This window comes from Pseudonocardia kongjuensis (genome assembly GCF_039526905.1).
In the GTDB taxonomy this organism is placed as follows: Bacteria; Actinomycetota; Actinomycetes; order Mycobacteriales; family Pseudonocardiaceae; genus Pseudonocardia; species Pseudonocardia kongjuensis.
Genome location: NZ_BAAAJK010000010.1, coordinates 223,516 through 241,701, shown reverse-complemented (window position 1 = coordinate 241,701; position 18,186 = coordinate 223,516). Strand labels below are relative to the sequence as shown.

General features: G+C 76.2%; 19 protein-coding genes and 1 tRNA gene. 14 read left to right on the top strand and 6 right to left on the bottom strand.

What is annotated here, in order from left to right:
- Positions 1-2 precede the first annotated feature (2 nt).
- A complete protein-coding gene (locus ABD160_RS15195) occupies positions 3-86 on the top strand; it encodes a Fe-Mn family superoxide dismutase (protein WP_344022826.1) in 84 nt (27 codons plus the stop codon).
- 72 nt (positions 87-158) lie between these two features.
- Here the strand turns inward: ABD160_RS15195 and ABD160_RS15190 are convergent, their stop codons facing one another.
- Positions 159-1,451 carry a competence/damage-inducible protein A gene (locus tag ABD160_RS15190; protein WP_344022800.1) on the bottom strand — a complete coding sequence of 431 codons (1,293 nt, stop codon included), beginning with the start codon at positions 1,449-1,451 and terminating at the stop codon, positions 159-161.
- A 468-nt stretch (positions 1,452-1,919) separates the two neighbouring features.
- On the opposite strand from ABD160_RS15190, the gene ABD160_RS15185 reads away from it, so the two are divergent.
- Positions 1,920-3,200 carry a glycosyltransferase family 2 protein gene (locus ABD160_RS15185; protein ID WP_344022798.1) on the top strand — a complete coding sequence of 427 codons (1,281 nt, stop codon included), beginning with the start codon at positions 1,920-1,922 and terminating at the stop codon, positions 3,198-3,200.
- Between the two features lie 58 nt (positions 3,201-3,258).
- Here ABD160_RS15185 and ABD160_RS15180 read toward each other — a convergent pair whose 3' ends face one another.
- Complete coding sequence (locus ABD160_RS15180; RefSeq protein ID WP_344022796.1) at positions 3,259-3,723, bottom strand: acyl-CoA thioesterase; 465 nt, start codon at positions 3,721-3,723, stop codon at positions 3,259-3,261.
- 237 nt (positions 3,724-3,960) lie between these two features.
- Between ABD160_RS15180 and ABD160_RS15175 the strand changes: the two genes are divergently transcribed.
- Entirely contained in the window at positions 3,961-4,353 is a 393-nt protein-coding gene (locus ABD160_RS15175) for an STAS domain-containing protein (RefSeq protein WP_344022794.1), read from the top strand.
- Positions 4,350-5,558 carry an amidase gene (locus ABD160_RS15170; protein WP_344022792.1) on the top strand — a complete coding sequence of 403 codons (1,209 nt, stop codon included), beginning with the start codon at positions 4,350-4,352 and terminating at the stop codon, positions 5,556-5,558. Before ABD160_RS15175 ends, ABD160_RS15170 begins: the two co-directional genes overlap by 4 nt.
- Before the next feature lie 6 nt (positions 5,559-5,564).
- Here the strand turns inward: ABD160_RS15170 and cds1 are convergent, their stop codons facing one another.
- Positions 5,565-6,668 (bottom strand): L-cysteine desulfhydrase Cds1, encoded by a 1,104-nt coding sequence (gene cds1, locus ABD160_RS15165; protein WP_486362825.1) that lies wholly within the window; start codon positions 6,666-6,668, stop codon positions 5,565-5,567.
- 189 nt (positions 6,669-6,857) lie between these two features.
- Between cds1 and ABD160_RS15160 the strand changes: the two genes are divergently transcribed.
- The 3 genes from ABD160_RS15160 to ABD160_RS15150 all read left to right on the top strand — a co-directional run bounded on the left by ABD160_RS15160 (position 6,858) and on the right by ABD160_RS15150 (position 9,810).
- A complete protein-coding gene (locus ABD160_RS15160; RefSeq protein WP_344022790.1) occupies positions 6,858-8,609 on the top strand; it encodes a hypothetical protein in 1,752 nt (583 codons plus the stop codon).
- 159 nt (positions 8,610-8,768) lie between these two features.
- Positions 8,769-9,245, top strand: coding sequence for an STAS domain-containing protein (locus tag ABD160_RS15155; protein WP_344022787.1), 477 nt, complete (start codon positions 8,769-8,771; stop codon positions 9,243-9,245).
- A 241-nt stretch (positions 9,246-9,486) separates the two neighbouring features.
- Entirely contained in the window at positions 9,487-9,810 is a 324-nt protein-coding gene (locus ABD160_RS15150; protein WP_344022784.1) for a WhiB family transcriptional regulator, read from the top strand.
- A gap of 277 nt (positions 9,811-10,087) precedes the next feature.
- Here the strand turns inward: ABD160_RS15150 and ABD160_RS15145 are convergent, their stop codons facing one another.
- Entirely contained in the window at positions 10,088-10,639 is a 552-nt protein-coding gene (locus tag ABD160_RS15145) for a hypothetical protein (RefSeq protein WP_344022781.1), read from the bottom strand.
- Positions 10,640-10,915: 276 nt separating this feature from the next.
- Positions 10,916-13,192, bottom strand: a complete 2,277-nt coding sequence (locus tag ABD160_RS15140; RefSeq protein WP_344022778.1) for a SpoIIE family protein phosphatase — start codon at positions 13,190-13,192, stop codon at positions 10,916-10,918.
- A gap of 165 nt (positions 13,193-13,357) precedes the next feature.
- Here ABD160_RS15140 and ABD160_RS15135 point away from each other — a divergent pair, with 165 nt between their 5' ends.
- From ABD160_RS15135 to ABD160_RS15120, 4 genes are all read left to right on the top strand, one after another.
- Positions 13,358-13,777, top strand: a complete 420-nt coding sequence (locus tag ABD160_RS15135; protein WP_344022775.1) for an STAS domain-containing protein — start codon at positions 13,358-13,360, stop codon at positions 13,775-13,777.
- A 134-nt stretch (positions 13,778-13,911) separates the two neighbouring features.
- Positions 13,912-14,343, top strand: a complete 432-nt coding sequence (locus tag ABD160_RS15130) for an ATP-binding protein (protein ID WP_344022773.1) — start codon at positions 13,912-13,914, stop codon at positions 14,341-14,343.
- Positions 14,340-15,116 carry a SigB/SigF/SigG family RNA polymerase sigma factor gene (locus ABD160_RS15125; protein ID WP_344022771.1) on the top strand — a complete coding sequence of 259 codons (777 nt, stop codon included), beginning with the start codon at positions 14,340-14,342 and terminating at the stop codon, positions 15,114-15,116. The genes ABD160_RS15130 and ABD160_RS15125 overlap by 4 nt, the downstream gene beginning before the upstream one ends.
- 152 nt (positions 15,117-15,268) lie before the next feature.
- Complete coding sequence (locus ABD160_RS15120; RefSeq protein WP_344022769.1) at positions 15,269-16,465, top strand: NAD(P)/FAD-dependent oxidoreductase; 1,197 nt, start codon at positions 15,269-15,271, stop codon at positions 16,463-16,465.
- A gap of 15 nt (positions 16,466-16,480) precedes the next feature.
- On the opposite strand, the gene ABD160_RS15115 is transcribed toward ABD160_RS15120, so the two are convergent.
- Positions 16,481-16,702 (bottom strand): DUF3618 domain-containing protein, encoded by a 222-nt coding sequence (locus ABD160_RS15115; RefSeq protein ID WP_344022767.1) that lies wholly within the window; start codon positions 16,700-16,702, stop codon positions 16,481-16,483.
- 242 nt (positions 16,703-16,944) lie between these two features.
- Here ABD160_RS15115 and bcp point away from each other — a divergent pair, with 242 nt between their 5' ends.
- The 3 genes from bcp (at position 16,945) to ABD160_RS15100 (ending at position 18,186) form a co-directional block, all read left to right on the top strand.
- Entirely contained in the window at positions 16,945-17,412 is a 468-nt protein-coding gene (gene bcp / locus ABD160_RS15110) for a thioredoxin-dependent thiol peroxidase (RefSeq protein ID WP_344022765.1), read from the top strand.
- A gap of 48 nt (positions 17,413-17,460) precedes the next feature.
- Positions 17,461-18,123, top strand: coding sequence for an HNH endonuclease (locus ABD160_RS15105; RefSeq protein ID WP_344022763.1), 663 nt, complete (start codon positions 17,461-17,463; stop codon positions 18,121-18,123).
- Positions 18,114-18,186, top strand: a tRNA-Leu gene (locus ABD160_RS15100). Before ABD160_RS15105 ends, ABD160_RS15100 begins: the two co-directional genes overlap by 10 nt.

Sequence of the window (18,186 nt, the reverse complement as noted above, 5' to 3'; positions counted from 1 at the left end):
ACGTGAAGCCGGACTACGTCAAGGCCTGGTGGAACGTCGTCAACTGGGCGGACGCCGCCGAGCGCCTCGCCGCCGCGAAGGGCTGACACCCGCCTCGCCGCGCTGCCACGTGCCCCGTCCGGATCCGCTCCGGGCGGGGCACGCGTGCGTCCACCGGTCTAGCGGTGCGCGCCCGGCCCGGTCACCCCGGTGACCCGGAGCAGCAGGTGCATGGCCAGGTCCACCGACCGCTCCCGGACGTCGGCCCGCCCGCCGGGCAGCTGCGGGTCGCGGGCGAGGACCTGACCGTCGGCGGTGGTGACGCAGAAGCAGACGTAGCCGACCGGCTTGGCCTCGGTCCCGCCGCCGGGCCCGGCGACGCCGGTGATCCCGATCCCGACGTCGGCGCCGAACCGCTCCCGGGCGCCGTCGGCCAGCGCCCGGGCGACCTCCGGTGACACCGCGCCGTGCGCGGCGATCAGCTCCGGATCGACGCCGAGCTGCGCGGTCTTCGCCTCGTTCGAGTAGGCGACCACGCCGCCCGCGACGTAGGCCGACGAGCCGGCGCGGTCGATCAGCCGCCCGGCCAGCAGCCCGCCGGTGCACGACTCGCCGGTCGCCACCGTCCAGCCGCGGTCCAGCAGCGCACCGGCGAGCAGCTCGTCGGTGCTGCGCCCGTCGTCGCTGATCAGCCGGTGCCGGTGGGCGTCCACGATCCGGCCGGCCAGCTCGCGGGCGGTGTCCTCGGCGCCGGGCAGCGGGTGCAGGTCGACCTCCAGCTCGGAACGCCGCAGGCAGGTCGTGACCTCCACCCGGGAGGTGTCCAGCTCGCGCTCGATCTCGCGCAGGGTCGCCGCGATCTCGGACTCGGGCAGCCCGGCGAAGCGCAGCAGCACCGGCTCCGCCCGTGGGGTGCGGGCGAGCAGCTCGGCGACCGGCGGGGAGGCCAGTGCGGCGGGCCACATCCCGGTGAGCTCGCGCGGCGGACCCGGCAGGACGACGACCAGTGGCCCGCCGGTGCGGGCGACCGCCAGGCCGGGTGCGGTGCCGACCGGTTCCAGCACGGCGGCGCCGCGCGGCACCCGGGCCTGCTTGGCGATCGAGTCGTCGAGCGCGGGCCCGGCCCAGCCGGTCCGGGCGACCCAGCCGGCGACCTTGGCGTGGATCCGCTCCTGCAGCGCGGTGTCGACCGCCATCGGGGCGTCGCAGAACTCGGCGACGATCTCGGCGGTCAGGTCGTCGGCGGTCGGGCCGAGCCCGCCGGTGGTGACGACGAGATCGTCCCCGGCGACGAACTCCAGGCCGGACCGCAGGTCCTCGGGCCGGTCCCCGACCAGCAGCACCCGGCGCACCTCGAACCCGAGATCGCCCAGCGCGCGGGAGACGAAGGGGCCGTTCGCGTCGGCGACGAGGCCGGTCAGCAGTTCGCTGCCGGTGACCAGCACGGACGCGGTGGGACGGGACTCGGCCATGATCCGAACCTACCCGTGGGGGCCGCCGGGCACGCCCGGCGAACGGCCGCAGCCGCCGGATCGCCGGCCGAACCGGTCAGGAGCGTCCGAAGTCGACCGAAACGGACAACACCGGTTCACTCGATCGGGGCCGGCGCGACCACCGTCACCGCAGCTCGACGGCGACCTCGGCGTGATCCACGGACGGCATCACCCGATCGGGTCGGCGATCCGGCGCCGGACACGCCGAGCCGCCGGGGCGCACGGCGTGTCCCCGCGTGATCCGGGCCGTTCGTCGGCGCGCCGAACGGCCCGGGGCAACCCCTCTGACCGGAGGGTGATCACCGGCCCGCGGTCCGGACCAGCACGGACACCGCGGTGTGCACCGGAACCGGTGAACCGGCCGGCGGTGCTGACGCTGCGTTCCGATCGGTGCAGCGGCGGCCACTCTCAGTGTGGTCTCAGCGCCGGTGGACGACACTGTGTCGCATGTCAGGGAACTGTGCGACCGCGGACGCCGCGACCTGGGTGGGCGAGCTCGACCGGCTGCTGCCGCTGCGCGACCTGCGGGTCGGGCCCGGGTTCCACGCCGCCCGGCTGCTGGTCACCGTCGGCGGCACCCCGCAGGGCCAGGTGACGGTGCCGCTGCGCGCCGGCCGCGCCACGGTCGCCGACCTGGAGGCCGCCCTGATCACCCTCGGCCCGCCGGAGCGGATCGCCCCGGCGCCGGTCGCGGCGGACCCGGTCACCGTGGTGATCGCGACCCGCAACCGCCCGGCCTCCCTGGCCCGCTGCCTGGCCGCGGTGCTCGCCTCCGACCACCCGGCGCTGTCGGTGATCGTGGTCGACAACGACCCGGACGACGAGCTCACCCGGGACGCCGTCCGGGCGACCGGCTCGCCGCGGGTCCGCTACGTCCGCGAGCCCCGCCGCGGGGCATCGGTCGGGCGCAACCGCGGCCTGGCCGAGGCCCGCACCGACATCGTCGCCTTCACCGACGACGACACCGAGGTCGACCCGGCGTGGGCGTCCCGGCTGGCCGGCGCGTTCGCCGCCGACCCGGAGCTGGCCTGCGTGTCCGGCCCGGTCCTGGCCGCCCGGCTGGGCAGCGCCGAGGAACGCGCCGCCGACGTCGCACTCGCCTGGAACAAGGGCTTCACCGCCCGCCGGTTCTCCCTCGACGACCCGCCCGCCGACTCGCCGATCTTCCCGTTCGCGCCCGGCCTGTTCGGCATCGGCGCGAACCTCGCGGTGCGCGCCGCGGCCGCCCGCTCGGTCGGCGGCTTCGACGAGGCGATGGGCCCCGGCACCCCCACCCACGGCGGCGAGGACTGCGAGTTCCTGGTCCGGATGATCCTGGCCGGGCACGTCCTGGGCTACGCGCCCGGCGCCTACCTGTGGCACCACCACCGCCCCGACCAGGACGCGCTGCGCGCCCAGCTGGAGGGCTACGCCGTCGGGCTGGGCAGCTTCCTGGCCAAGGTCGCACTGTCCCCGCAGGGCCGCGCCGTCGCGCTGCGCCGGCTGCCCGCCGCGCTGGCCCGGCTGCGGCACATCTCGGCCCGCGAGGCCGGCGCGGGCGACGCCATCCCGACCGACGCCGACCAGACCCGCACCCGCGGCCTGCTCACCGGCCCCCGCGCCTACCTGCGCTCCCGGCGCGCGGTGCGCCGGGCCGGCGGTGCGGTGCCGCCGCTGATCGGGCGGGCACCGTCGGTCGTCGTCGCGGGGCAGTCGGCCGCCGAGCAGCCGCCCGTCATCCCGGCCTGAGCCCGGCCCGGTCCGGCCCGGTCCGGCGCGGTCCGCCCGGGCTCAGTCCGGCGCGGGCTCAGTCCGGCGCGGGGCCCAGCAGCGCCGGGTCCGTGGCGACCGCGCTCAACCGGGCGTACGGATCGGCCACCAGCCGCCGGGTGCCGAGGTCCAGCACGCCCATCGTGCACTCCGCCTCGGCGGCGAGCTGGTCCACCGGGGTCCCGGCGCCGTCGACGACCCGCCGGATCCGGTGACTCATCGTGAACGGCTTCCGCCGGGTGAACGCGATCTCCGAGTCGATGTCGACGGTCTCCCCGGCGCGCAGCTCGGCGCGGAAGTGAACAGTCGTCGACAACAGGACGACGGTCAGCCCGTGGCCCGCCAGTGCGTGCTCGGACAACCCGCTCGCGCGGAAGTGCTCCATCCGGGCGTGCTCGGCGTACTGGTGGTAGACGGCATGGTTGACGTGCCCGTTCACGTCCATCTCGTAGCTCCGTACCCCGATCCGGACGGCGAACCGGGCGGCCTGCTCTGCGCTCATGGACGCCACCCTGGCATCCCGTCCGGCAGCCGGTGGAACGTCACTCACCCGGGCGCGCGGAACGTTTGTGCGACCCCCGACCGCGGCCGTAGGGTGAAGGGCCGTCCTGACTAGGGTGGGACCTGAACAGCACCAACGGCACGTCAAGCAACGGCGGCCGGTTGTCACTCACGGTGAGGCCCCGCGGAGCGCGGGTGGCCCGCCGACGGCGACGACTGTCGAGGGAGCACGAGGCACATGAGCAGTGAGACGCCCACCGGGGTGGGGGACGAGCACGGCCCCGACGTCGGCGAGGTCGTCCGCTTCGAGGTGGTCGAGCACGCGGGCGGCGCCGTCGTCGTCCACGTGCACGGCGAGATCGACACGATGACCGCACCCGTACTCACCGAGCGGCTGACCGACCAGATCGCGGCCACGAGCCTGCTCGTCGTGGACCTGTCCCAGGTGACGTTCCTGGGATCGGCCGGGCTGGCCGCGCTCGTCGAGGCCAAGGAGAAGGCCGAGGGCGCCGACAGCAGGCTGCGGCTGGTGTGCGGTTCGCACGCCGTGACCCGCGCGCTGGAGGCGACCAGCCTGCTGTCCCTGTTCGACGTCGCCGACGGGGTCCCGGAGGCGCTCCGGACGGCGTGACCCGGGCCCGCACCATGAGCCTGCGCACCGACCCGGCGCCATCCGGCGTGCTCGGCCGGACGGCCGACGACGTCCGGGCCGGCCGCCGGACCGCGGCCGGGATCGCCGACGCACTGCTCGGCGCGCTCGGCCGGGCCGATCCCGGTCCCCCGCTGCTCACCGTCGACGCCGAGCCGCTGCGGGCGGCGGCCACCGCCGTGGACCGCCGCGCCGACCGGTTCGCGCTGCCGCTCGCCGGTGTCGCGGTCGCGGTGGAGGAGGGCATCTCGATCGCCGGGCGCGGCGACGAGCCGGTCCGCCTGCTGCGTGCCGCGGGCGCGCTGATCGCCGGCCGGGCGCGCACCGCGGCGTTCGCGATCGGCCCGGACGGCTCCCCCGGCGGCCGGGCGACGGCGGCCGCGGTCGCCGACGGCACCGTGCCGCTCGGGATCGGGATCGACGGCGACGGCGCACTGCGGGCCGCCGCGGCCGCCCACGGCCTGGCCGCGCTCAAGCCCGGCCGGCGGGTGCTCCCGCTGCCGCCCGGTGAGGAACGCCGCTGGTCCGGGCTGGCCGAGACCACGCTGGTCGCCGCAGGCCCGGCCGATCTGCGCACCGTGCTGGACGCGCTCACCACCATCCGCGACGGCCACGGCCCGGCTCCCGACCCGGACCCGCCGGTCGGCTCGCTCGCCTGCTCGCTGCGCACCGGGCGGACCCGGTTCGCCGATCCGGCGGCCGCGGCCGGGGTGCACGGGGCGATCCGGCTGCTCGACGCCGCCGGGATCGGCCTGGTCGCCGCCGACCCGCCGTACCGGGCCGTGCTGCCGGTGCACGGCGCCCGGCGCAGGCAGGCCGGGCTGGCCCGCCGGGTCGAGGACCTGCAGCTCGATCCGGCGCAGCTGCCGCGGGCGGCCCGCAGCGCGCTGCGCCGGGGCCGCCGGGTGCGCCGGCTCGGCGGGCTGCGACCGGCCACCCCCGCGTCCTGGCGGCAGCGCATGATCGGCTGGCTGGACGCGTCCGGCGCCGAGGCCGCCCTGCTGCCCGCGACCGCCGGACCGGCCGGCGCCGGATCGACCGGGCTGGCCACGTGGAACCTCGCCGGGCTGCCCTCGCTGGTCACCCCGGTGCGCCCCGGCGCGGGCCGGGCCTGCGTGCAGCTGGTCGGGCGGCCGGGATCGGAGCGGCGGCTGCTGGCGACCGCGGCGCTGCTCGGGCCGGGCTGAACGCCGCTACCCGGCCGCGGGCGGCTCCCAGCGGCCGGTGGCCAGGAACGACTCCATGGCCGCGGTGTACGGGGCGAGATCCAGCCCCTGGGCGGCGACCCAGTCGTCGTCGAAGTAGCTGTGCCGGTACCGCTCGCCGCCGTCGCAGATCAGTGTGACGACGCTGCCCCGCCGCCCGGCCCGCACCATCTCGGCCACCAGCTGGTAGACGCCCCACAGGTTGGTGCCGGTGGAGCCGCCCACCCAGCGGCCGGTGAGCTCGCGCAGGTGCCGGGCGGCGGCGATGCTGGCGGCGTCCGGCACCGGGAACATCCGGTCGATCACCGACGGCACGAAGCTGGGTTCCATCCGCGGCCGCCCGATCCCCTCGATCCGGGACGGCAGGCCGGTCGCGTGATCCGGGGCGCCGAGCGCCCAGCCGTTCAGGAACGCCGAGTTCTCCGGATCGACGACGGCCAGCCGGGTCGGCAGCCGCCGGTACCGCAGGTAGCGGCCGATCGTCGCCGACGTCCCGCCGGTGCCGGCACCGACGACGATCCACTCCGGCACCGGATGCGGTTCCTCGGCGAGCTGGCCGAGCATCGCCTCGGCGATGTTGTTGTTGCCGCGCCAGTCGGTGGCCCGCTCGGCGTAGGTGAACTGGTCCAGGTAGTGCCCGCCGGACTCGGCCGCCAGTCGCTCCGCCTCGGCGTAGACCTGCACGCCGTGCTCCACGAAGTGGCAGCGGCCGCCCTCGCGCTCGATCAGCGCGACCTTCTCCGGGCTGGTGGAGCGCGGCATCACCGCCACGAACGGCAGCCCGAGCAGCCGCGCGAAGTACGCCTCGGACACCGCGGTGGACCCGGAGCTGGCCTCGACCACCGTGGTCCCCTCGGTGATCCAGCCGGACGCGAGCCCGTAGAGGAACAGCGACCGCGCCAGCCGGTGCTTGAGGCTGCCGGTGGGGTGCACCGACTCGTCCTTCAGGTAGACGTGCACGCCCCAGTCGGCGGGCAGGTCCAGCACGTGCAGGTGGGTGTCGGCGGACCGGTTCGCGTCGGCCTGGACCCGGCGCATCGCCTCGTCCACCCAGGCGCGGGTACGGGCACAGGATCGGTCGACGGGCTGCACCGGGCCGAGCCTAGGCGACCCCGGCCGGCCGCCGGGATCGTCGTCCGGACCGGCGGACGGCGTCCGGAATCGCCGGTCGGCCTGCCGGACAGCGTCACCCGCCGTCGGCCGCCGGACCGGCTCCGTCCGCCGAACGGGGGCTGCGCGGCAACGGTCCGGACACCGAGACTGACGCACCGTGAGGACAGCGTGAGCAGGATGCGCGGCGAGCGGCGCCCGGGCGGCACGGCGGACCGGTGGAGCGAGTTCCTCGGGCGCAGGCACTCCGGGGCCGCATCGGAAGGGACCGGCGGCAGCGTGGACGGTATGGACGGCGGCACGGCCGGCGTGAGCGGCACGGCCGGGCGGGACGGCGTGAGCGGCAGCCGGGACGGCCTGAGCGGCACAGCCGGCCGGGACGGCCTGAGCGGCAGCCGGGACAGCGTGAGCGGCACGGCCGGGCGGGACGGCCTGAGCGGCGGCCGGGACGGCGTGAGCGGCACGGCCGGGCGGGACGGCCGCAACGGCACCGCCGACCCGGACGGTCCGGACGGCCTCGAGGGCACCGCCGGCCCGGTCGGCCTCGACCGCCTCGATGGCAGCGCCGGTCCGGACGGCACGGACAGCACCGCCGGCAGCACCGGTCCGGGCGGCAGCGCCGGTGCGGCCGGGACCCCGGCGGCCGGGCGCGGTGTGGGTGGCGGCCCGGACACCGAGGCCGACGACGTGCGCGACGACGAGCGGACCCGGTCCACCACCGGCTCCGGGACCGGCGGGCTGCCGCGCGGTGACGACGCAGTGCTGACCCGCGGTGGCGACGGCGCCGACAGCGCCGGCCCCGTTCCCGCGCCGGACGAGCTGTGGGTCCGGCTGGCCGCCACCGAGCGCGCGCTGGCCGAGGCCGAGATCGCCCGCGCCGAGGCCGAGCAGCGGGCCGAGGCGCTCGCGGCGGAGCTGGAGCGGGTCCGCGCCGCGCCGCCGGAGACGTTCGGGATGCGCGCCGACAAGGTGCTCCGGATGGCCCAGCACGAGGCGGACCAGCGCCGCCGGGAGGCCGGGACCGAGGCCGAGGCGCTCCGCGAGCACGCCCGCGCCGAGACCGAGGCGCTGCGCGAGCAGGCTCGCACCGAGGCCGCGCGGATCGCCGCCGAGGCCCGTGCCGAGGCGGTGCGGATCACCGGCGACGCCCGGGCCGAGGTCGAGCGGGCCCGCGCCGCGGGGGCGACCGCGCGCCGGGACAGCGAGCTCGTCGCCGACACGGCGGCGTCGATGCACGCCCACGTCAACGGGCTGCGCAGCAGCGTGCGCGCCGAGCTGGCCCGGGTGCACGCCCTGCTCGGGGCGGAGATCGGCAAGCTCGACGGGCCGCCGCCGCTGGACCGCCCGCGGGACGCCGCGCCGCGGCCAGCGGGTGCGCAGCCCGCGGACACCGGCCCGGTCCCGGTCGTGCCGGGCACCGCGTCCCCGCGGCCCCGCCCGGCGCCCGCGCACGCCCTGCGCGATCCGGCGTCGGCGACCGGACCGGCCGGGGACACCGGGCCGGACACCGGGGAGCTGCCCGTGGTCTCGCTGCCCGCGCAGCGGGCACCGGGGAGCGGACCGGAGCAGCCGGAGGGGCCCGACGGCGGCGCCGGCGACCCGGCCGAGGGGGCCGGGGACCGCGCCCCCGCGGGCGGATCCGCCGGCACCGGCGCGGCCGACGCGTCCGGTCACCGGGTGCCCGCCGGGGCGGGCCAGGCAGATGCGTCCGCTCACCGGGTGCCCGCCGGGGCGGGCCAGGCCGACGCGTCCGGTCACCGGGTGCTCGGCGGGGCGGGCCAGGCCGACGCGTCCGGTCACCGGGTGTCCAGCGGGGCGGACCACGCCGACGCGTCCGGCGAGCGGGTGCCCGCCGGGGCGCTGCCCGCGGACGAGCCGGGAGGCGTCCGACCGGAGGTCCGGCTACCGGATCCGGAGGACTGAACGGCCGGGGCGCCGGGGCCGCCGCACGCACCGACGGCGACCCCAACGGCGACCCCGGCGGCGCCCGGTGCGGCTGGGCCGATCGTTGCCCGCGGCAGCCCCGAACGGCGCAGTCCCCCCGAGTGGCGCGCCCGCACCCGGGTGCCTACCGTCGTGCCAATGACCGACCCCCGCCGCCCAGGCCCCGGTGACACCGACGGCGCACCCGGTGGGACGACCCGGACCGACGCGACGCCGCCGGCCGACGGTCCCGAGGACGTCGATCCCGCGGACGTCGATTCCGCGGACGTCGATCCCGCGGACGGCCTGGAGATCGGCACCGCGACCCCCGCCGAGGGGGTCGTCGTGGTCACCGTGAGCGGGGAGCTGGACATGCTGACCGCCCCGGAGCTGCGGGCGGCGGTCGCCGACCGGATCCCGTCGGTCGAGCTGGTCGTGCTGGCCCTCGACGGCGTGCGGTTCCTCGGCACCAGTGGGCTCGCCGCGCTGATCGAGCTGCGCGAGCAGGCCCACCGGACCGGGGTCGAGCTGCGGATCGCGTGCACCGAACGACGGGTGCTGCGGCCGATCGGGATCGCCGGGCTGCATCACCTGTTCGACATCCACGACGACGTGCCCGCGGCACTGAACTCCTGAGGAGTGTGACGTAGGTCATATTTTGTCGTCGTCAGGCAACCGGCGGCCGTGCCCGTGTCCGGTGACCGGGCCGTGAGCAGGGCCGATGGTCCCGAACCGGATGGCACCACCGCGACCGGAAGGTCGGCAACACCCTCTCGTGAAGCCGACCCCCGGGTCGGGCACGTTTGCCGCGGGGCGCCGTAGGGAACCGGGTGGCAACAGCAGCCGCCCCCCGGGTGCCGAACGACGAGGTGAGCACGTGAGCGACATTTCCCGGCTTCCCGGTCCGATGGACGACGAGTGGCAGTGGCAGCGCCTCGGAGCGTGCCGCGGGATGGACAGCGCGGTCTTCTTCCATCCCGACGGGGAGCGCAACCCGTCGCGGTCCCGGCGCACCGAGCAGGCCAAGCAGGTCTGCCGCAGCTGCCCGGTGATCCAGGAGTGCCGCCGGTTCGCGCTGGCGAGCCGGGAGCCGTTCGGCGTCTGGGGCGGCCTGGGCGAGTCCGAGCGGCGCGCGGTCCTCGAGCGCCGGGACAGCGCCCGTACCGCGGACGCGCCGGGCCTGGTCGCCGCCGCGGGCTGAGCGGGTACCGCGAGCCCGGGCACCGCGACACGCCACCCGGCCGGGTCCCGCGCGGCGCGCACCGTCCTTCCCCCGGGCACCGCAGACGTCCCACGGCCGGAGTCCGTCCGGCGCGCACCGGCCTGCTCTCGCGGACCGCACACGTCCCGCGGCCGGGAGCCTGCGCACCGTTCCGAGCCCTCGCGCACGGCAGCCGCACAGCGACCGCCCGGCGGTCAGTCCCCGGGCACAGCGACCGCCCGGCGGTCAGTCCCCGGGCACCGCGACCGCCCGGCGGTCAGTCCCCGGGCACCGCGGGGGCCGCGCGGGCGTCGTCGTGCACCGGCCCGGCCCAGCCCAGCGGCCGGTAGGGCAGCACCGGCAGCCCGTACACCCGCGCCACCCGGCGGACGGCCCGCCGGACCACCTCGATCTCCGGATCGGCCACCGCACCGGTGGCGGCCGGCGCCACGCAGAACGTGTCCTCGTCGGGATCGAAGCCGACCAGCTCGGACAGCGCGGCGACGAGATCCTCCTCGTCGCCGTCCTGCAGGGTCCAGCGCAGCCCGAGCCGGTGCAGCCGCACCTTCCCGGACGGCACCCGGGTGACCGGCATCGTGATCGGCTCCGGCTCGGCCGACTCGCCGTCGCCCGGATAGTCCTCGGCGTCGGCCGGCTCGACCAGCCGCTGCCCGCCGGCCGGGTCGGTCCGCACCACCAGCAGGTCGGTCTCCCCCGCGCTGCCCGACAGCTCGGCCAGGGTGCCGCCGGCCCGGGCGGACTCGGCCTCGGTGAGCGCCACGGCCACCAGCCTGCGCGGCCGGGCCACGTCCTGCCCCACGACGATCACGCGCCTTCCGGATCCGCCCGCTGCTCCCTCGCCGGACACTAGACCGCGGACGGGGCGCTGCGGCGCACCGGGCACACCCCCGTCCGGACGAGTGGATGCGCGCGCGCCGCGAGCGGATGGCCGACGATCGCGACCCTCCCGCACCGCACTGCGTCATACGATCGCAAAGTGACCGCGGACGGCCACCGGTAGTGATCGGCGGCCGGACGGTCGAACGGTCTCACACGTCCGGCGGGCGGTGCTCAGCGCTCCGTGACCGCCGGTCGGCCGTCCGGGTCAGCCGCAGCCGTCGAGCCGGATCGCCAGCAGCGCGATGTCGTCGTCCAGCCGGTCGGGACGGCAGGTCTCCAGCACCCGCTCCACCACGGTCTCCGGCGTGGCGTCCCGGCCGAGCTCGGCGACCGTCCGCTCCAGCAGCTCGGCCCGGTGGTCGGCGTCCTCGCCGACGACGTCGGTCAGGCCGTCGGTGTAGAAGACCAGCAGCGAGCCGGCCGCGCAGGTGAGCGTCGCCTCGTCCCGGTTCGGCCCGGAGGCGTGACCGAACTCGGGCACCGCGCCCAGCATCGGTGAGTGGTGCGCGTCCAGCCGGACGAGCTCCCCGCCCGGCTCGACCAGCAGCGGCGCCGGATGCCCGGCGTTGGCGTAGGTGAGCTCCCGGGAGCCGTCCGGGCCCGCCGGGCCCAGCCGGGCGTACACCGCGGTGGCCATCGCGGCGATGTCCAGGCCCTGCACGAGCTGGTCGCACCGGTCCAGCACCGAGCCCGGCCGGTCACCGCCCCAGGCGTAGGAGCGCAGCACACCGCGCAGCTGACCCATCGCCGCCGCGGCGGCCAGATCGTGCCCGACGACGTCGCCGACGGCGGCGCCCACCGAGCCGTCCGGCAGCGGCAGCACGTCGTACCAGTCACCGCCGACCTGGTTGCCGTCCGCGCCGACCACGTACCGCGCCGCGACGTGCAGGCCGGGCACCTCCGGCAGCGCCGGCAGCAGGCTGTGCTGCAGGGTCGCGGCAGCGGCCCGCTCCACCTCGTAGAGCCGGGCGTTGTCCAGCGCCAGCCCGGCCCGGCCGGCCAGGTCGGAGGCCAGGTGCAGGTCGCGGTGGGTGTAGCGGCGGCCGTACGGGAACTGGGTGTGGAAGGTGACCAGCCCCAGCACCCGTCCGCGGCCGAGCATCGGCACGACCATCGCGCTGCGCAGCCGCAGCCGCTCGTACTCCTCGGCCGCCACCGGGTCGTCCGGGTGGGCGTCGCCGCCGTGCTCGGGCAGCTCGCCGATCAGGTAGGGCCGGCCGGCCCGGACCGCGGCCGCGGCCGGCTCCTCGAGCAGGGTCGTGCCCAGCGGCCCGGAGCGCACCAGCAGGCCCTCGTCGGCGACGTCCCGGGCGGCCACGCCGAGCCGGCGGCGGCTGTCGCCGTCCGGCGCGTCGAGCAGGTCCACCGTGCACAGGTCGGCCACCTCGGGCACCGCGATCCGGGCGAACCGGGAACAGACGTCGCCGACGTCGAACGCCGAGGTCATCTGCGTGGTGGCCTCGGCGAGCAGGCGGAGCTGGGCGCGGGCCTCCTCGGCCTCGGCGAGCGCGGCCCGGCGTTCCTGCTCGACGATCACCCGCTCGGTGACGTCGCTCTGCACCCCGACGAAGTTGACCAGCCTGCCCTCGCCGTCCAGCACCGGCGACACCGAGATCTGGTTCCAGAACGCCGTGCCGTCGCGGCGGTAGTTCAGCAGCACCTCGGTGATCGGGCGCCGCTCGCGCAGCGCGCGGGAGATCCGGGCCACCGCGGCGCGGTCGGTGTTCGGCCCCTGCAGGAACCGGCAGTTGCGGCCGACGACCTCGTCCAGCGGGTACCCGGTCAGCCGCTCGAACGACGGGTTGACCCAGGCGAGCGGATCGTCCTCGCGCTGCGGATCGGAGATGGTGAACGACATCTCGGTGGCGAGCACGGCGCGGTCCCGCAGGAACTCCATCCGGTCCCGGTCGAGGTCCCCCGGCCCGGCCAGCGGGAGCAGCACGACCAGCGCCCGGCTGCGCGCGCCGTCGTAGGTGTCGGTGGCCCCGGTCGCCGGATCGGCCAGTGCGAACCCGGTCATCCAGACCAGGCTGGTCGCGGCGGTCGCACCGTCGCCGCCGTCCACCGGGGCACCGTCGCGGTCGGGCACGGCACCCGGGCCGTGCAGCGCGACCGGCTCCCCCGGCACCTGCTCACCCGCCGCGATCCGGTCCAGCGGGGAGTCCCCGGCCGGATGCGGACGCCCGTCCGGGTCGGTCAGCCGCACCGCATCGGCCCACTCCCGGACGCCGACCGGCAGCGCCAGCTCGTTCCCGGGCAGCTCCAGGGCGGTGGTGTTGGCGTAGACGACCCGCCGCGCACTGATGTCGATCATCAGCACGGCGACCCTGGTGTCCCCGCGCACGTGCGGCATCGGCGGCGTCGCGGACCGGTCGCCGAGGAGCCCGGTCGACAGCGCGACGGCCTGGTCGACAGCCCGGTCGACGGCCTGCTCGGGCGGCGGGCCGGCGGCGACCGGGCCGGGGTCGGGGTACCGGTTCACCCCGCCGAGCCTAGAGCCAGGCGCCCGGCACGGCCTGCCGGGACCGGCCGGTATCGTCGCCGGAGCCGCCCCCTCGGGGGCGGTCGTGACCGTGTCCGCAAGGCCCCGTCGAGAACACGGCGGGGGCGCCCCGACGAGTCGATGCCGCACCGCGACCGACTGGAGGTGATCCCCCTGCCCGGATCGATCTCGGCACAGCCGTCCAGGGACGACGGCGAGCCGGCAGGCAGTCCCGGATGCGTCCCCGGCGGCCTCGAGCTGTCGTTCTCCGCGCCCCGCAGCGGCCTCACCGTGCTGAGCGTGGCCGGTGAGATCGACACGCTCACCGCACCGCATCTCGGTGCCGCGCTCGACGACCTCCTCGACCGCGGCGACCGGCAGATCGCGATCGATCTGGAAGGGGTCACCTTCCTCGCCTCCAGCGGCCTCGGCGCGCTCATCCACACCGCCCGGCAGGCCGCCCGCGACGACCGCAGGCTGTTCGTGGTGGCGACCAGCCGGGCGGTGCTCCGCCCGCTCGAGGTCACCGGCTCCGCGCAGCTGTTCACCGTCGTCCCGGACCGGTCCGGCATCCCCGGGCCGTGACCGCCGTCCCCCGCCCTGCACGCGGCGCCGCGGCGCGCCATCATGCACCCCGTCCACGGACACCGAGCCGACGCACACCGAGCCCGATGCACACCGATCCGATGCACAGCGAGCCGATGAAAGGACGTCCCAGCGTGGCCCAGGAGGACTCCCCGAGCGTTCCCGCCGACCAGGGCACCGCGCCGACGGTCGAGATCCGGACGGCCGCCCGGCCTGCGCTGATCCCGACGGTGCGCGCCGTCGCATCCGACCTCGCGGCCCGCGCCGACTTCGATCTCGACGCCATCTCCGATCTCCGCATGGCGGTCGACGAGGCGTGCGCGACCCTGGTCGGGCTCGCCGCGCCCGGCTCCTCCCTGCGGTGCACCTTCGACGTGCACGGCGAGCGGATCGACGTCTCCGCACAGGTCGTCACCGGCGGCGCCACCGAGCTCCCCACCGACAGCTTCGGCTGGCGGGTGCTGCAGACACTCGCCGACCAGGTCGCGATCGAGACCGGTGAGGAGGACGGGGGCCGCCCGGCCCTCACCATCCGGTTGCACAAACTCGCCGGGCCCGGGCTGTGACGGCGGACCCCGAGTACGCGCACCTCACCCCGCTCCTCGAGCAGTACGCGAGCCTGGACGCCGACGACCCGCGCCGCGAGCGCCTGCGGGACCGGCTGGTCACCGGCTACCTGCCGGTCGCCCAGCACATCGCGCGCCGGTTCAACCACCGCGGCGAGCCGCTCGACGACCTGGTCCAGGTCGCGACCGTCGGCCTGATCAACGCGATCGACCGGTTCGATCCCGGCAAGGGCGGCGAGTTCTTCTCGTTCGCCGTGCCCACCATCTCCGGCGAGGTGCGCAGGCACTTCCGCGACCAGAGCTGGTCGATGCGGGTGCCGCGGCGGCTCAAGGACATGCACGTCTCGATCAACGGGGCGGTCTCCGAGCTGTCCCAGCGGCTCGGCCGCGCCCCGCGGCCGTCCGAGCTGGCCGAGCACCTCGATCTGCCGGTCAGCGAGGTCCTGCAGGGCCTGGAGGCCGCCGAGGCGTACCGCAGCTCCTCGCTCGACGAGATGCTGTCCTCCGAGGACGGCAGCGCCACCGTCGGCGAGCTGGTCGGCGACGCCGACGCCGAGCTCGACCGGGTGGACTACCGGGAGTCGCTGCGCCCGCTGCTCGCCGAGCTGGCGCCGCGCGAACGCACCATCGTGATGCTGCGGTTCTTCGGGAACCGGACCCAGACCCAGATCGCGGACGAGGTCGGCATCTCCCAGATGCACGTCTCCCGGCTGCTGTCGCAGACCCTCAGCCGGCTGCGGAACCGGCTCGATCCGGACGACCGGACACTGTGAGCGCCGGCCCTGCTGTGATCGACCCTGCTGTGATCGACCCTGCTGTGATCGACCCTGCTGTGACGAATGCCCCCGCACGAACCGTGCCCGGGGAGGCGAGGATCATCCGGAACGGCCGGCAGTGGTGCCGGCACCGATCGTGAGGGGGCACGGTGAGTGGACCGGAGCACGTACTGGTCGTCGGAGCGGGCCTGGCCGGGCTGCGCACCGTGGAGGGCCTGCGCCGGACCGGGTTCGACGGCCGGATCAGCCTGGTCGGTGCCGAGGAGCACCTGCCCTACGACCGGCCGCCGCTGTCCAAGCAGTACCTGGCCGGTGAGTGGGACCGGGCGCGGATCGACCTGATCGCCGCCGAGGGACTCGCCGAGCTGGGCGTGCGGACCCACCTGGGGCGCGCCGCGGTCGCGCTGCGTCCCGGCGAGATCGAGCTCGACGACGGCAGCACCCTGCACGCCGACGCCATCGTGCTCGCCGTCGGCGTCGCACCGCGCACCCTCGACGGCCAGCCGCCGTCCGCGCACGTGCTGCGCAGCGTCGAGGAGTCCGACGCGCTGCGCGACGCGCTCACCCGGGCGTCGTCGCTGCTGGTCGTCGGCGCCGGGTTCATCGGCGCCGAGGTGGCGAGCACCGCGCTGGACCGCGGGCTGGCGGTGACCGTGCTGGAGACCGGCCCGGTGCCGATGGCCAGGGTGCTCGGGACCGAGGTGGGTGCGCTCGCCGCACGGCTCGTCTCCGAGGCGGGCGCCGACCTGCGCTGCGGGGTGACGGTGACGTCGCTGACCGACACCGGTGCGACCCTGTCCGACGGTTCCGTGCTGACCGCCGACGAGATCGTCGTCGGGATCGGTGGCCGGCTCGACCTGGGCTGGCTGGAGCCGACCGGGCTGGACCTGACCGGCGGCATCCCGTGCGACGAGCACGGCCGGGTCGACGGGCTGCCGGGCGTCTGGGCGGTCGGCGACGCCGCCGCCTGGACCGATCCCCGGTTCGGTGGTCGCGCCCGGCACGAGCACTGGACGTCGGCCGCCGACCAGGCCGCGGTGGTCGCCCGGGACATCACCGGGGCCGAGCCCCCGCCGCCGACCGTGCCCTACTTCTGGTCCGACCAGTTCGGGCTGAAGATCCAGCTGATCGGGCGGCCGGACCTCGCCGACGCGCTGCTGCCGCTGCACGGCGACGGCCTCGACGGCGGCGACGTCAAGGGCACCACGGTCGGCTACCTGCGCGGGGACGAGCTGGTCGCCGTCGTCGGGTTCGGGGCGGCCCGGCGGATCGCCCGCTACCGCAAGCCGCTCGCCGCGGGTGCGGACCGGGCGGCCACCCTGGAGTTCCGGGACACCCTCACCTGAGCCGGGCGGGCCCGCTCAGCGCAGGATCGACCGGATCACCGCCAGCCCGACCAGCGTGCCCACCGCGATCAGCGTGTACTTGATCTTCGGGTCGGCCAGCTTCTCGGCGATCCGCTCCCGGCCGCCCTCGATCAGGTTCTTCGGGTTCGCCCGGTCCGCCAGCGCGTCCAGGCTGTCGGCCAGCGCGTCCCTGGTCTTCTCGATCTCGCGCTGGATGTTCTCGGGGTCGCGGGCCACCACGTCTCCTCCGACTCGGCCGGTGCGCACAGTGCGCGCCCGGGACTCTCCTGCTGCTCGCCACCGCACCGGAGCCGGATCGTCGGGCTCGGCACGGGCGGCGTGGCCCACACCGTAGCCACCGTGCCCGGCACCCGCTCGCGACGGGCCGCGTCGGTCCACAACCGGCACTGGACGAACGAGTTGTCCACAGCCTGCACACTCGCCGTGGCGCCGCGACCACCGGGTGGCAGGCTGGCGTCATGAGTACCCGGCTGCAGGCGGGCGACCCCGCCCCCGACTTCACCCTCGACGACGCCGACGGCAAGCCCGTCTCGCTCTCCGACCACCGGGGCCGGAAGGTGATCGTCTACTTCTACCCGGCCGCGAGCACCCCCGGCTGCACCAAGGAGGCCTGCGACTTCCGGGACAACCTCGCCGACCTCGACGGCGCCGGGATCGACGTCATCGGCATCTCCCCCGACAAGCCGGCGAAGCTCGCGAAGTTCCGGGACGCGGAGGGGCTCACCTTCCCGCTGCTGTCCGACCCGGACCGGGAGGTGCTCACCGCGTGGGGCGCGTTCGGTGAGAAGACCATGTACGGCAAGACGGTGACCGGCGTGATCCGCTCGACGTTCCTGGTCGGCGAGGACGGCACGATCGAGGACGCGAAGTACAACGTCCGGGCCACCGGCCACGTCGCCAAGCTCCGCAAGGACTGGAAGGTCTGACATGCCCGCGGTCCGCCGCGCGGGCGACGGTGGACGCGGCGGTGCGTGATGCCGCGCGCCCGCCGGTGGACCGACGCGCAGCTCGTCGCCGCGGTGGCGGCCTCGAGCAGGCTGAGCGAGGTGTGCCGACTGCTCGGCATCCGGCCGGGCCGCTACGACCGGCTGCGGGCGCACATCGTGCGGGTCGGGGCCGATGCCGGGCACATCCCGGGGGCCGCGTCCGCCCGCCGCAGGCATCAGTGGACCGACGAGCAGCTCGCCGAGCTGGTTCTCAGCTCGGAGACGGTCGCGGCGGTGCTGCGCGGGCTCGGCTACCAGCCCAGCGGCGGCACGCACCGGCTGGTCGTCGGGCACATCCGGCGGCTCGGGCTGGACACCAGCCACTTCCGTGGCCGGAGCTGGGCCAAGGGCCGCCCGGTGCGGACGCGGACGGCACGGCCGCTCGAGGAGATCCTCGTCCGGAACTCGCCGCACCGCAGCACGGGCCATCTGCGCCGCCGGCTGATCTCGGCCGGTCTCAAGGCGGCCCGGTGCGAGCACTGCGGGGTGGCAGAGTGGCGCGGTCGTCCGCTACCGCTGCACCTCGATCACATCAACGGCGACCACACCGACAACCGGCTGGAGAACCTCCGTATCCTGTGCCCGAACTGCCACGCGCTCACCGACACGTGGTGTGCACGGAAGAAGAAGAAGAAGAAGAAGCCGGCGTAGCCCAACGGCAGAGGCACGGTCTTTAGGTGGCCGACAGTGCGGGTTCGACTCCCGTCGCCGGCA

Coding starts and splice junctions, on each gene's coding strand:
- ABD160_RS15185 (WP_344022798.1), top strand. CDS start 1,920: ATGTCAGGGAACTGTGCGACCGCGGACGCCGCGACCTGGGTGGGCGAG.
- bcp (WP_344022765.1), top strand. CDS start 16,945: ATGAGTACCCGGCTGCAGGCGGGCGACCCCGCCCCCGACTTCACCCTC.
- ABD160_RS15155 (WP_344022787.1), top strand. CDS start 8,769: ATGACCGACCCCCGCCGCCCAGGCCCCGGTGACACCGACGGCGCACCC.
- ABD160_RS15105 (WP_344022763.1), top strand. CDS start 17,461: ATGCCGCGCGCCCGCCGGTGGACCGACGCGCAGCTCGTCGCCGCGGTG.
- ABD160_RS15180 (WP_344022796.1), bottom strand. CDS start 3,723: ATGAGCGCAGAGCAGGCCGCCCGGTTCGCCGTCCGGATCGGGGTACGG.
- ABD160_RS15190 (WP_344022800.1), bottom strand. CDS start 1,451: ATGGCCGAGTCCCGTCCCACCGCGTCCGTGCTGGTCACCGGCAGCGAA.
- ABD160_RS15175 (WP_344022794.1), top strand. CDS start 3,961: ATGAGCAGTGAGACGCCCACCGGGGTGGGGGACGAGCACGGCCCCGAC.